This is a genomic window from Lachnoclostridium sp. An196, assembly GCF_002160135.1.
GTDB classification, from domain to species: Bacteria; Bacillota; Clostridia; order Lachnospirales; family Lachnospiraceae; genus Hominiventricola; species Hominiventricola avistercoris.
In genome coordinates, this window is the sequence record NZ_NFJZ01000004.1 from 78957 (window position 1) to 93136 (window position 14180).

The window sequence follows — 14180 nt, forward strand, 5'->3', positions numbered from 1 at the left end:
ATTATGATGAGTACGTGTATGATTGAACGGAGGAAAATGAATGGCGACAGTAGACCAGAGTAAGATCCGCAATTTTTGCATTGTTGCGCATATCGACCATGGGAAATCTACCCTGGCCGATCGGATTATTGAGAAAACCGGACTTCTGACCAGCCGGGAGATGCAGTCGCAGGTTCTGGACAATATGGATCTGGAGCGGGAGAGAGGCATCACTATCAAGGCGCAGGCAGTCCGTACTATATATAGGGCGAAGGATGGGGAAGAGTATATCTTCAACCTGATCGATACTCCCGGGCATGTGGACTTTAACTATGAAGTGTCCAGGAGCCTGGCAGCCTGCGAAGGGGCGGTCCTGGTGGTAGACGCGGCCCAGGGTATCGAGGCGCAGACTCTTGCCAATGTGTATCTGGCGCTGGATCATGACCTGGAGGTCATGCCGGTGATCAACAAGATCGATCTGCCCAGCGCGGAACCGGAACGGGTTATCGAAGAGATCGAGGATGTGATCGGCATTGAGGCGCAGGACGCCCCCCGGATCTCGGCAAAGACCGGGGAAAATGTGGACGAGGTGCTGGAGCAGATTATTAAGAAAATCCCGGCTCCCCAGGGAGATCCGGAGGCGCCGCTGCAGGCCCTGATCTTTGACTCTCTGTATGACTCTTACAAAGGGGTTATTATTTTCTGCCGGGTCAAGGAGGGCACCGTCCGCAAAGGGACGCCGATCCGCATGATGGCTACCGGCGCCGAAGCAGAAGTGGTGGAAGTCGGATATTTTGGCGCGGGCCAGTTTATTCCCTGTGATGAGCTGAGCGCCGGTATGGTGGGATATATTACCGGAAGCATTAAAAATGTGAAGGATACGCGGGTGGGAGATACGGTGACGGACCGGTCCAATCCGTGCGCGGAACCTTTGCCGGGATATAAGAAAGTACAGTCGATGGTATACTGCGGTCTCTACCCGGCTGATGGAGCCAAATACCCGGATCTGCGCGACGCGCTGGAAAAACTGCAGCTCAACGACGCGGCGCTGCAGTTCGAGCCGGAGACTTCCGCTGCGCTGGGATTTGGCTTCCGCTGCGGTTTCCTGGGGCTTCTGCATCTGGAAATTATACAGGAACGTTTGGAACGGGAGTATAATCTGGATCTGGTGACGACAGCTCCAGGAGTTATCTACCGCGTGCACAAGACCAGCGGAGAGATGATTGAACTGACCAATCCGTCCAATCTTCCGGATCCATCGGAGATCGACTATATGGAAGAACCGGTAGTCAGCGCGGAGATCATGGTGACCACCGAATTTATCGGGCCGATTATGGAACTCTGCCAGGAACGGCGCGGTGTATACCTGGGGATGGAATATATCGAAGCGACCCGTGCGCTTTTAAAATATGACCTGCCGCTGAATGAAATCATTTATGATTTCTTCGACGCCCTGAAATCCAGATCCAGGGGTTATGCTTCCTTTGATTATGAATTTAAAGGCTATGTCCAGTCCAATCTGGTCAAGCTGGACATCCTGATTAATAAGGAGGAAGTGGACGCGCTTTCGTTTATTGTACATGGTGATTCCGCGTACGAGAGGGGGCGGAAGATGTGCGAGAAACTGAAAGAAGAAATTCCGCGTCATCTGTTCGAGATCCCAATTCAGGCCGCGGTGGGCGGGAAGATCATAGCCCGCGAGACCGTGAAAGCCATGCGCAAGGATGTGCTTGCGAAATGTTACGGCGGCGATATTACGCGGAAACGGAAACTTCTGGAAAAGCAGAAAGAAGGAAAGAAACGTATGCGTCAGATCGGCAACGTGGAAATTCCGCAGAAGGCTTTTATGAGCGTACTGAAGCTGGACGATAAATAAAAGAACAGGCGAAATACAGGCCTGCTCCGTACCTGATGGTCGGGGCAGGCTTATTTTCTGCCTCTTCTTGCGCACTTTCTCCAAATGCTTTATACTTCTTTATATGAAAAGAGAACTGGAAATATACGTTCACATTCCCTTTTGCGCAAAGAAATGTGATTACTGTGATTTTTTATCTGCACCGGCAGGAGAAGACGTGCAGAGCGCATATGTGGAACAGCTGATCCGGGAAACAGAGGGGGCGTCCGCGCTTGCCGAGGCGTATGAAGCATCCACGGTTTTTATCGGAGGCGGTACGCCGAGTATTCTGCCGACATGTCAGATACCGCGGATTTTGGGAAAAATCCGGGAGATTTTTCCCCTGCGGAAAGACGCGGAGATCACCATAGAAGCCAATCCGGGTACGATGGACGCGGAAAAGCTGCATGCCTGGAGAGAGGCGGGCGTAAACCGTCTGAGTATCGGCCTGCAGTCGGCGGACAACCGGGAACTGCGGCTGCTGGGAAGGATCCATACCTGGGAAGAATTTCTGGATAATTTCCGTCTTGCCCGGGAAGCGGGGTTCCGGAACATAAACGTGGATCTCATGTCCGCCCTTCCCGAACAGACCTGCGGGGGCTGGATCAATACTCTGGAAAAGGTACTGGAACTGCATCCGGAGCATATTTCGGCATACAGTCTGATCATAGAGGAGGGGACGCCTTTTTACAGCCGTTATGAGGAACATCCGGAGCTTCTGCCCGCAGAAGACGCGGACCGCCGGATGTATGAGGATACGCGCAGGATTCTCCATGAACATGGATATGAGCGGTATGAGATATCCAATTACGCCAGACCCGGATATGAGTGCAGGCACAATCTGGGGTACTGGAGCCGGACGGAATACAAGGGATTCGGCCTGGGAGCGGCCTCGCTGCTCGGGAGAGTACGGACGGCGAACCAGAGTGATCTGAAAGAATATCTGGCGGGGAATTATGCCGGAGAGCGGGAGGAACTGTCAGAACAGGCGGTCCGCGAGGAGTATTTTTTCCTGGGACTGCGCAAGATGGAGGGCGTGGATCCGGAACCGTACAGGGCCCATTACAGAGAATTGCTGGACAGGCTGCAGGAGCAGCATCTGATAGAAGAAAAAAATGGCAGGATATGCCTGACGAACCGGGGAATCGATGTGAGCAATTATGTGCTGGCACAGTTCCTGGATGATTGAGAACCAAAGGAAAGAGGAGAACAAATGCAGGAAGAATTGCTTTTTTTGGAGGAACAGAAAGTAGATAATAATCTGATCAGGAAGGTAGAAGATTTCCGGAAAGAATATATGGTTTCGGAGAATGCAAAAGAGCGCGTGACAAAGCCTTCTATTCCGTTTTATGGGAAAGAGATTCTGGAGATGGCGATCGCGGCGCTGCTGCAGGGATCCAATCTGCTGCTGTCCGGGGCAAAGGCGACAGGAAAGAATATTCTGGCGGAAAATCTGGCGTGGATGTTTGGGAGGCCATCCTATAACATCTCTTTTAATGTGAATACGGACAGTAGTTCCCTGATCGGGACAGATACATTCCGGAATAATGAGGTGCAGCTGCGGAAAGGAAGCGTCTATCGCTGCGCGGAAGAAGGCGGATTCGGAATATTCGACGAGATCAATATGGCAAAGAACGACGCGGCAAGTGTGCTGCACGCGACTCTGGATCACCGCAGGATGATCGACGTGCCGGGGTATGAGAGGATCGGGCTGCACCCGGCGGCCCGGTTCATCGGTACTATGAATTACGGATATGCAGGGACAAAGGAACTGAATGAAGCGCTGGTGTCCAGATTCCTGGTCATTGACATGCCGGCTTTGTCGGAAGAAAATCTGGTGCGTATCATCCGCCACGATTATCCGGATATCAGCCAGGAGGCTCTGCAGGCATTTGCGGGGCTGTTCCTGGATCTGCAGCTGAAAGCGCAGAACAGCGAGATCTCTACGAAAGCGGTAGATTTAAGAGGTATTCTGTCAGCGCTCGGAACGGTGCGGATCGGGCTCAAACCCTGGCAGGCCGCTCAGATGGGAGTGACCAATAAAGCGTTTGATATTTTTGAAAGAGAGATTGTAGCGGATATGGTGATGACACGGATTCCGGAAGAATGGACGAAGGAGCAGGTGTTTGGATGAGCAGGACGGATGAGACCTACGCAGAAGAGGAATACCGGTATGAGCTGGAGAACCGGATGCGGAATCTGCTCTGGACAGTGAGCGGGGATTATGAGCTGGATGTCCTGCCGGATGTAGAATCATTTCGTGACTCCAAATATATTTCTCTGTATGACGCGGTGAAGCAGGGAGCTTTTGCGCGCTTTTTCTCCAAGGATGATTTCGGTATGTATCTGGTGAAAAAGCTGTACCTGGGCGCGGAGGAAGCTCCGCTCGCCGCGCTGGCGCAGATGTGCGTGGATCAGGCGGTGGCGGATAAGATCACGGCGGAGCGCAAAGGAGTCGTTTCTCTCAGGCGGAAAGCGTTTGAAGCAATCCTGGACCGGGATTTTGACAAGCTGGTACGTATGAAGATGGTAGGGCGCGTGAAGATCGCCATGCTGCAGGAAGGAATCGACGGCTCCTATGTGGCGGAGAAACGCGTCCGGGAGCAGGTGGATGAACTGTTGTCTGTCAAAGATGCGGCAGATACGATGGATGTAATCCGGGAAGTAGACGCTTTTTACAACCGGCTGGTAGATCCGGAGTTTGAAAAAGAACATGGTACGCTGGAACAGGTACTGGCTGTCAGCGCGGAAGATCTGAGAAAGTTTAACTGGCAGGATTTTCTCAATGAGGACGCCCTGGAAGCCGCGGCGCAGGTCATGAATCAGGCCGAGAATGCCGTGCATGCGGACGAGGACGAGACAGAGCGGCGGAAGGCGGGCAAGATCCTGATTACCGAAGAAGCCGCTCAGAAAATGTACAGTTATATCGAGCTGAACTATGGACGCTCTTATCTGAGCGACGCGGAGCAGCAGCGCCTGAACCGTAGGATCTGCAGGGGCGTCCATGCAGACTGTAAGTTATATTTTACAGACGGGATTCTGCACGATTATGTAAAGGAGAACAGCGCTTATGTGATCGCGGGCCGGGTCCTGGAGGCGAATAAGAGATTTTACCGTCAGAACCAGAGGGTGGCAAGACATAATATAGAAGCGCTGGGCAATATCCTGAGACGTTCTCTTCAGGCCCGGAGTGAGGAAGAGCGCACAGAGGCGGCCTACGGCGCCATCATCCCCAGAAAGCTCTGGAAAGCGGGCCGTACGGAGGATGTGCGCCTGTTTCAGCGGACCATGAAGAAACTGAATACAGATTTTGTGGTGGACGTACTCATGGACGCCAGCGGTTCCCAGCGGAACCGGCAGCACCTGATTGCCCTGCAGGGATATATTCTTTCGTCGGCGCTGTCCAGGGCGGGTATTCCTCACCGGGTCATGGGTTTTTGTACGTTCTGGGATTATACGGTTCTGCACCGTTTCCGGGAATATGATGAAGGGAGAGAAGCGGACTGGCGGCTGATGGAGTTCTATTCCTCTTCCAATAACCGGGACGGACTGGCGCTGCGGGCCGCGGCAGACGGGCTGAAAGACCGTCAGGAAGAAAATAAGATTTTGATCGTGCTCAGCGACGGCAGGCCCAATGATCTGGTGGTCAACCGTCCCAACACCAGGAACCCGGCAGTCTATACCGGTGAATATGCGGTCAAGGATACTGCGTCGGAAGTGCGCAGGATCCGCGGACAGGGTATTTCCGTACTGGGCGTGTTCGCGGGAGAAGAACAGGATCTTATGGCAGAGAGACGTATATTTGGAAAAGATTTTGCTTATATCCGGGATATTTCCACGTTTGCCCATGTGGTGGGGAGATATCTGAAAAAACAGGTGGACGAGATGGATTAAAGGAGGAAAGTTCATGAAAAAAGAGTATGAAGTAGTACATGAGATTTTCAATGAGTGCGCGAACAACCAGATGCGGGATGTGTTCTTTGAAGAGGCGCAGATCGACGATCTGGAAGAATATGTGCGTTCCAGGCATAAGGACAAAGATGTGGAACTGAACCGGGAGGATCTGGAAGACGGAACGGTGATCTTTCATGTGAATGCCGGCGGGCTTTCCCAGCGTTATACCTTCTCAGAGATTTAAAAAAGGCTCTCACTTTCGTGAGAACCTTAAAGTTTCGAGGGAGTGGGGGCTTATGGGAGAGCCCCCAAGTGTTATGAATGAAATACGGATATGTCTTCCTTACAGTCATTATATTATCAAGTAAATATGTCTAAAATATGTCACTCGTCTAAAAGAATTCTAAAATAAATAAAGAAACCCTGAAAGAAAACAAAAGAGAATGTATGAGAGCTTAAAAATGCGGCAGTGTCATATACTGTATCAGAAGACTGCGCGGGGATGGGGTAAAGATGGGATGGAGCCGCAGATACGGAAACTGGATAGGGGCGGCATGTCTTGTGCTGCTGGCAGCCGGAGCTCTGTCCGGAACAGAAGAAGAGCCGGGGCCGGTACTCCCTGCCGGTACCTCTTCCGCGGAAATGACAGGGGCTTGGGAATCAGAGAAAAAGAAAATTGCCCTGACCTTTGATGACGGGCCGCATCCGGTCTATACGGAGCAGGTGCTGCAGGTACTGGATCAGGGGAATATTCCGGCGACCTTTTTTCTGCTCGGACAGAATATAGAGGAACATCAGGATCTGGTGAAAGAGATTGACGCAAAAGGGCATCTGATCGGAAACCATACATACCATCATGTACAGGTTACCAGTCTGCCCCTGGATCAGGCATGTGAAGAAATCCAAAAGACCAGCGACCTGATCGAGAGCCTGACCGGGAAAGGAACCGAATACGTGCGTCCGCCGTTCGGGACATGGAGCGAAGGACTGGAAGACCGCCTGAATCTGATCCCTGTTATGTGGACCATAGATACGCTGGACTGGACTACGGAGAATGTGGATGAGATCGTATGCCGCGTGACAGAGCAGGCGGAAGAAAACGGGATTATTCTCATGCATGACGGTTATGAGAGCACTGTTCAGGCGCTGGAGAGATTCATTCCCCTTCTGGAGGCGGAGGGCTATGAATTTGTGACGGTGGATCAGGTTATTATGGACTGAAAGAGATGAAAAATGCAGGGATTCGTGATAAGATGTAAAAAACAGAAGGGATCGGAAAACAGATATGGATTTGTTTGATTATATGAGAAGCAATACGATGAAATCGGAATCGCCGCTGGCGTCCCGCATGCGTCCCACGAGGCTGGAAGAGATAGTGGGGCAGCAGCATATTCTGGGAAAGGACAAGCTGCTATACCGGGCGATCCGGGCGGACAAGCTGCGTTCCGTGATTTTTTACGGACCGCCCGGGACGGGGAAAACGACGATCGCGAAAGTCATCGCCCATACTACCAGCGCGGAGTTTACCCAGATCAATGCCACTGTGGCAGGAAAAAAAGATATGGAAGAAGTGGTGCGCCAGGCGAAGGACGCTCTGGGAATGTACGGGCGGCGGACGATTCTCTTTGTGGATGAGATACACCGGTTCAATAAGAGCCAGCAGGATTATCTGCTGCCTTTTGTGGAAGACGGCACTCTGATTCTGATCGGGGCCACCACGGAAAATCCTTATTTTGAAGTGAACGGGGCGCTGATCTCCAGATCGATTATTTTCGAATTGAAGGCATTGGAAAAGGAAGATATCAAGACCCTGCTCCGGCGTGCCCTGACTGATGTGGAGAAGGGGATGGGAGCCTATGACGCGGCAGCGGATGAAGAAGCGCTGGATTTTCTGGCGGATATGGCAGGAGGAGATGCGAGAAACGCGCTGAATGCCCTGGAACTGGGGATCCTGACCACGGACCGGACAGAGGACGGGAAGATCCATATCACCCTGGACGTGGCGGCTGAATGTATTCAGAAAAAAGTCGTCCGTTATGATAAAGAAGGAGACAACCATTACGATACTATTTCTGCTTTTATCAAGAGCATGCGCGGATCGGATCCGGACGCGGCGGTCTTTTATCTGGCGAAAATGCTCTACGCGGGAGAAGATATCAAATTTATTGCCCGAAGGATCATGATCTGCGCATCCGAAGATGTGGGAAACGCGGATCCGCAGGCATTATGTGTGGCGGTGGCCGCTGCCCAGGCAGTGGAAAGGGTAGGGATGCCGGAAGCTCAGATCATCCTGTCTCAGGCGGTGTGTTATGTGGCGGCGGCTCCAAAGAGCAACGCGGCGTGCAACGCAGTATTTGACGCCATGGAAACGGTAAAGACGACCACCACAACCGTGCCCGTACATCTGCAGGATAGACATTATGGAGGGGCGGAAAAGCTTGGACATGGAATCGGGTACAAGTATGCCCATGATTATCCGGAACATTATGTACAGCAGCAGTATCTGCCGGATGAGATCAGGGGAAGCCGCTTCTACTATCCCACGCAGATGGGAGAGGAGAAGCGGATCTCGGAATGGCTCTCCCATCTGCATGGACGGGAAATGGAGTAAATCACACAGTTACGATCCAGGTGTTGTATCCCAGTCGTTTCAGTTCCTGTTCCAGCGCCACCGCGTTTTGAAGATTATAGAAGGCTCCGACCTGAACCCGGTATAATGGCCGCTGTCCGCCGGGATTCTGCGCGGAGCCGTTTTCTGTTTCTCCGGAAGACGCGTTCAGAGTTTCCATGATACCGTCGGCGATAGCCTGGGCGGTTTCCCGGAAACGGGCGTCAAAAAGCTGGTTGTCTTTTTCGCTGTTCAGAAATCCTACTTCCACCAGCAGGGCGGGCATCTGTGTCCGGCGGAGCACAGCCAGATTCGGACGGGTTTCCACGTTGATGTTTCGGTATCCGACCTCTTCCAGCCGGCGGTTGATATTCTCCGCCATGGGAACTTTGATGTCGCTGCGGTCGTAGATCAATGTCTGAACCCCATTATATTGTCCCGGATAGGGAGAGCTGTTCCGATGAATAGAAATAAACAGATCGGCGTTTCCGTCGTTGGCGAACTGCGCTTTTTGCTGCACAGTCTGATTGGTGTTTCCGGTTCGTGTGTATTCCACATCATATCCGTTTCTGGACAGGATATCGCCGATGGCAAGAGCCATATCCAGATTATCGTCGCTTTCTCTCCGACCATTGCAGACAGCTCCGGGATCGCCGATGCCGTCATGTCCGGCATCGATCACTATTTTTTCTGCCATAGAATATCCCCATACCTTTTTTAAACAATATATGCGGAACGGCTTTGCATTGTGAAGTGGAACTGGATTTTTCCTGCAAGATAGAGTATGATGGAAAAGGCTTACGAGAGGAGAGTGTTTTGATGACAAACACGAGAGACAGAAAAAGGAAGGGGATCCTGCTTACACTGTTGGGAGGAACGCTGTGGGGACTCTGCGGGAGCTGCGGACAATTTCTGATGCAGTATAAGTCGGTGACTTCTGACTGGCTGGTGCCATGGCGCCTTACTCTGGCAGGAAGCGTGATCCTGCTCTTCCTGGCGGTTACCCGGAAGACGCAGGTACTGGAGGTCTGGAAAGAACCCAGAGGGAGAAGGGACATTCTGATTTTTTCGATTTTCGGAATGATGCTCTGCCAGTATTCCTATTTTACCACGATCCAGTATTCCAACGCGGGGACGGCGACAGTGCTCCAGTATACCGGACCGGCCATGATACTGGTTTTTCTTTGCCTGAAAAACCGGAGGATGCCGAAAGCATACGAACTGGCGGCTTTGTTCTGCTCCATGGCAGGAACCTTCGTACTGGCAACTCATGGAAATCCGGCGGAACTGGCGATCCCGGCGCAGGCGCTGTTCTGGGGACTGGCGGCGGCAGTTACCGTCGTGATCTATAATCTTCAGCCGGCGTGGCTGATGAGCAGGTATTCTACGCTGCTTACGCTGGGATGGGGGATGCTGATCGGAGGGATTGTGCTGATGCTGCTGCGCCGTCCCTGGAGGATACATCCGGTGATGGATGGAGAGACCCTGCTTGCCATGTGCTTTATCGTCCTTTTCGGGACTGTCTGCGGGTTTTATTTCTATTTATCGGGAGTGAAGCTGGTGGGAGCGGGAAACGCCAGCGTGTTATCCTGTGTAGAACCGGTGGCGGCTACAGTTATGTCGGTAGTGTGGCTTAAAGTGGTATTTCAGCCGGTGGATTTGATGGGATTTGCCCTGGTATTGTCTGCTGTGCTGATTATTTCAGTAAACCAGGCAAGAGAAGAGCGGCTGATGATGCCGGAAATAGAAAGGAGGAACACAGATGGATGAACAAATAAAATTTCGGACAGCGTTAGCTGCTTTGAAAGCGGCGGCCGAGACGAAGGACCGAAAGCTGTCGGTACAGGAAGTTCAGGATGCCCTTTCCGGTATGGGTCTGGATGAAACACAGTATCAGATGGTGTACGCATACTTGGCGGGAAAAGGGATCCATGTGGAAGGGGCGGTGATTCCGGAGGTGGAAAAGCCTCCGTATACCGACGGGGAACAGGAATTTTTGAAGCAGTACCGGAAGGATCTGAAGAGACTAAAGAAACAGCCCGCAGACCGGCTGACGGATCTGTATGCCAGGGCGGCTGACGGAGAAGCGGAGGCAAAGCGGCTTCTGACAGAACACTACATGGATTATGTGTTGGAACTTGCAGAGGACTATGCGCATGGAAGTCTTCCTATACAGGACCTGGTACAGGAAGGCAGTCTGGGACTGATGGTAGGTATTGATACCCTGGGATTGATGGATGAGGCGCTGACGGTGGAAGCGCATCTGGAGCACGAGATACGCAGAGCTCTGCAGGAGGCGATTCGGGAACAGGAGGACGCCCGGGATACCGGTGCGCAGATCACAGAGAAGCTGAATAAGCTGGCGGACTCCGTTACGAAACTGACCGAGGATCTGGGAAGAGAAGTGACGCCGGACGAGCTTTCCATGTATTTGGATATGCCGTTAGAAGAGATTGAAGATCTGCTCCGGATCGCGGGAGAGACGATTGAGACGGCGGAAAAGAGCGAAGATTGAGCATTTTATAAATGGCGATTATGCTGTACAGTGCAAGTAAACAATGAAAAAAGACAGCCGTGGAATGTGTTATTCTGCGGCTGTCTTTGGGAGGGGCAATTTTATAAATATCAGATATCGCGCAGGAACATGACTGCTTCGTAGGGCCGGAGCGTAAGATTCTCAGGTCGGATATCCTCGTTGTAGTTGGACAGGATACACCTGCAGTCCGTCGGGATGTTCAGGGAAACCTGTGTTTCTTCCGGAAAATAATTGCAGAAGACATAGAGTTCCTGCGTGCTGTCTGTTCTCTTGTAGGCAAGGATCCGGTCATCTTCTTCCAGAAGTGCCTCAAAGATTCCGTCAGCGATGACGGGGACTGTTTTTCTCAGCCGGATCAGCTTCCGGTAGTAATTAAATATGGAATTATCCGATTCCCGGTCCAGGGTGTTGATCTCCTTGTAATTCGGGATCACGGAGATCCAGGGCTGCACATCAGAGAAACCGGCGTTTTCGGAGTCGTCCCACTGCATGGGAGTGCGGGAGTTGTCCCTGGATTTTCTGCGGAGACTTTCGTAGATTTCTTCTTCCGGTTTCCCCTTCCGTTTCATCAGATTATAATAGTTCAGGGATTCAATATCCCGGTACTGGCTGATATCCGTAAATCCCGCGTTGGTCATGCCGATCTCTTCGCCCTGATAGATATAAGGAGTCCCCTTCAGACCGTGGATGGTGGTTGCCAGCATCTTGGCGGATTCCAGCCGGTATTTCCCATCGTCTCCGATCCTGGAGACGATGCGGGGCTGGTCGTGGTTGTACCAGAACAGCGCGTTCCAGCCGCCTCCTTTCTCCATCTCCCGCTGCCATGTGAAGAGATTTTTCTTCAGATCATGGAAACGGAACGGCTGGATCTGCCATTTGTTGCCGGAGGGGTAGTCGATCCGGAGATGGTGGAAGCTGAAGATCATGGACAGCTCATGGGAAGCCGGGTTGGAGTAACGGATACTGTTTTCCAGAGTGGTGGAAGACATTTCGCCGACGGTAATGATGTCGTCATATCTGCCGAAGGTATTCCGGTTCAGCTCCTGAAGATATTCGTGGATCCTGGGACCGTCCGTATAATATTTCTTTCCGTTTCCGGTCAGGTCGTCTTCATAGATCCCGGTTTTGGATATCAGATTGATGACATCAAAACGGAAGCCTTTCACGCCTTTATCGATCCAGAAGTTTACGATATCGTAACATGCCTGGCGGACATTCGGATTGTCCCAGTTCAGGTCTGCCTGCGTCACATGGAAAAGGTGCAGATAATATTCATCTGTTTCCGGGAGATAGCTCCAGGCGTCTCCTCCGAAGTTAGACTCCCAGTTGGTAGGAGGAAGGCCGTTTTTCCCTTTTTTGAAGATAAAAAAGTCCCGGTAATAAGGATCGCCTTTCAGGGCTTTCTGAAACCATTCATGCCTGGTTGAGCAGTGGTTGAATACCATGTCCATCATCAGATAAATGTTCCTTTTCGCCGCCTCTTTTACAAGAAGGTCAAAATCTTCCATTGTTCCGTACATGGGATCGATATTGCGGTAGTCCGCAATATCGTACCCGTTGTCGTTCTGAGGCGACACATAGAAAGGAGTAATCCAGATATAATCCACGCCCAGTTCTTCCAGGTAATCCAGATGTTTAATGATACCTTTCAGATCTCCGATGCCGTCGCTGTTGGTGTCCTGGAATGACTTCGGATAGATCTGATATACTACTTTATTTCCCAGATTCATGATGTTCTCCTCTTTGCTGTCGGTTTATCGATTATTTGGTTCCCATATCTTTTAATTTCGTCTTGGAAAGTACGACGGTGATAAGGAAAGCCAGTATGATGTCGATGACGATGCACAGTATGTATGCCGGTATCTTGTCTCCGCGCATGGAAAGGAAAGCCGGAAGGCCGCCTACGCCTACGCTGTTGGCGATGATGCCGAAGAACCTGGAGACGATGCCCATGATACCGCTGGTAAGCATGGCGCCCACGAACGGATACAGGTATTTCAGGTTGACGCCGAACATGGCCGGTTCCGTGACGCCCAGATAGCCGGAGATGAAGGACGGGATACCGACTTCCCTGGCTTTCGCGTCTTTCCGGTTGATGAATACGAAGGCCATGACTGCGGACGCCTGGGCGATGTTGCTGAGGGCTACTACCGGGAAGGTGTAGATACCGCCCATGGTAGCTACTGTCTGCAGGTCGATAGGAAGCATGGAATGGTGCAGTCCCGTGATGACCAGCAGCGGATAGAGAAGCCCGTAGATACCGCTGAACAGCCAGGCAAAGGAGGAATTAAAGCCTGCCATGATGATGCCTGCCAGTCCGTCGCCGATCATACGCCCGAAGGGTCCGATGATGGTATGGGCCAGTATGATCGCCGGGATCAGGGAAAAGAACGGAACCACAATCATGGAGATGACCTCCGGTACATGTTTCTTCAAAAATCTGTAAATCACTGCAAATACCAGTCCTACCAGAATCGCCGGGATAACCTGCGACTGATAGCCTACCATGTTGATATGGAAGGAACCGAAATCCCAGTATTTAATCGGATCTCCCGCTTCAATGGCGGCCACATAGTCGGATGCGGACATAAGCTGCGGAGATACCAGCGTGATGCCCAGTACGATACCCAGCATCTGGTCTACATTCATCTTTTTGCATACGGACCAGGTAATGCCCACGGGGAGGAATGTAAAGATTGCCTCGCCTGCCAGCCAGAGAAAATTATAGGCGCCCGCCCAGAATGGATAGACTTCCGTGATCGCCTTGGTTCCGTTTTCCAGCAGTTTAATGTCTCCGATTACGTTTCTGAAGCCCAGGATCAGACCGCCGACGATGATCGCGGGAATAATCGGCGCGAAGATCTCGGCCAGGTTTGCCACCGCCCGCTGGAGCAGATTCATATTTCCTTTCGCGGCTTTCTTCGCTTCCTGCTTGTCTACGCCGTCCATATTGCTGACTGCAGAAAATTCATCGAAGAACTGGGAGACCTTGTTCCCAATGATGACCTGGAACTGTCCGCCCTGTGTAAAGCTTCCTTTTACACAGGAAAGTTCTTCGATTCCCTTCACGTCCGCTTTCTTGTCGTCAGCCAGGACAAATCTCATGCGTGTTGCGCAGTGCGTGAACGATACAATATTATCTCTTCCGCCCACTAATTCGAGCATCTTTTTTGCGTCGTTTGTAAATTCGGACATTTTATCCACCTCTCACCCTTAACTTATAACATGTACGTACTTGCATACTGATACAATAGCATATACGTATTTGA

The 14180-nt window shown here is 51.7% G+C and carries 12 protein-coding genes; 9 read left to right on the top strand and 3 right to left on the bottom strand.

Annotated features, from left to right (window positions below; translation table 11 throughout):
- Positions 1–40 precede the first annotated feature (40 nt).
- The 7 genes from lepA to B5F29_RS06265 all read left to right on the top strand — a co-directional run bounded on the left by lepA (position 41) and on the right by B5F29_RS06265 (position 8378).
- Positions 41–1855, top strand: a complete 1815-nt coding sequence (lepA, locus tag B5F29_RS06235; RefSeq protein WP_087153795.1) for a translation elongation factor 4 — start codon at positions 41–43, stop codon at positions 1853–1855.
- 103 nt (positions 1856–1958) lie between these two features.
- Positions 1959–3062, top strand: a complete 1104-nt coding sequence (gene hemW / locus B5F29_RS06240; protein WP_087153939.1) for a radical SAM family heme chaperone HemW — start codon at positions 1959–1961, stop codon at positions 3060–3062.
- A gap of 24 nt (positions 3063–3086) precedes the next feature.
- Positions 3087–4007, top strand: a complete 921-nt coding sequence (locus tag B5F29_RS06245; protein WP_087153796.1) for an AAA family ATPase — start codon at positions 3087–3089, stop codon at positions 4005–4007.
- Entirely contained in the window at positions 4004–5767 is a 1764-nt protein-coding gene (locus B5F29_RS06250) for a cobaltochelatase CobT-related protein (RefSeq protein ID WP_087153797.1), read from the top strand. Before B5F29_RS06245 ends, B5F29_RS06250 begins: the two co-directional genes overlap by 4 nt.
- Before the next feature lie 13 nt (positions 5768–5780).
- Positions 5781–6011: a hypothetical protein gene (locus B5F29_RS06255; protein WP_087153798.1), complete on the top strand. Its 231-nt coding sequence runs from the start codon at positions 5781–5783 to the stop codon at positions 6009–6011.
- A 269-nt stretch (positions 6012–6280) separates the two neighbouring features.
- Positions 6281–6988, top strand: coding sequence for a polysaccharide deacetylase family protein (locus B5F29_RS06260; protein WP_087153799.1), 708 nt, complete (start codon positions 6281–6283; stop codon positions 6986–6988).
- Between the two features lie 64 nt (positions 6989–7052).
- Positions 7053–8378: a replication-associated recombination protein A gene (locus B5F29_RS06265; protein ID WP_087153800.1), complete on the top strand. Its 1326-nt coding sequence runs from the start codon at positions 7053–7055 to the stop codon at positions 8376–8378.
- A gap of 1 nt (position 8379) precedes the next feature.
- On the opposite strand, the gene B5F29_RS06270 is transcribed toward B5F29_RS06265, so the two are convergent.
- Positions 8380–9072: an N-acetylmuramoyl-L-alanine amidase gene (locus B5F29_RS06270; protein ID WP_087153801.1), complete on the bottom strand. Its 693-nt coding sequence runs from the start codon at positions 9070–9072 to the stop codon at positions 8380–8382.
- A 122-nt stretch (positions 9073–9194) separates the two neighbouring features.
- Here B5F29_RS06270 and B5F29_RS06275 point away from each other — a divergent pair, with 122 nt between their 5' ends.
- Both B5F29_RS06275 and B5F29_RS06280 read left to right on the top strand, forming a co-directional pair.
- Complete coding sequence (locus B5F29_RS06275; RefSeq protein ID WP_087153802.1) at positions 9195–10145, top strand: DMT family transporter; 951 nt, start codon at positions 9195–9197, stop codon at positions 10143–10145.
- Positions 10138–10890: a sigma-70 domain-containing protein gene (locus B5F29_RS06280; RefSeq protein ID WP_087153803.1), complete on the top strand. Its 753-nt coding sequence runs from the start codon at positions 10138–10140 to the stop codon at positions 10888–10890. The genes B5F29_RS06275 and B5F29_RS06280 overlap by 8 nt, the downstream gene beginning before the upstream one ends.
- A 110-nt stretch (positions 10891–11000) precedes the next feature.
- Here the strand turns inward: B5F29_RS06280 and treC are convergent, their stop codons facing one another.
- Together treC and treP are read right to left on the bottom strand one after the other, a co-directional pair.
- Positions 11001–12644 carry an alpha,alpha-phosphotrehalase gene (gene treC / locus B5F29_RS06285; RefSeq protein ID WP_442911274.1) on the bottom strand — a complete coding sequence of 548 codons (1644 nt, stop codon included), beginning with the start codon at positions 12642–12644 and terminating at the stop codon, positions 11001–11003.
- A 28-nt stretch (positions 12645–12672) separates the two neighbouring features.
- On the bottom strand, positions 12673–14106 hold the full coding sequence (gene treP, locus B5F29_RS06290; RefSeq protein WP_087153805.1) for a PTS system trehalose-specific EIIBC component: 1434 nt from the start codon (positions 14104–14106) through the stop codon (positions 12673–12675).
- Positions 14107–14180 lie beyond the last annotated feature (74 nt).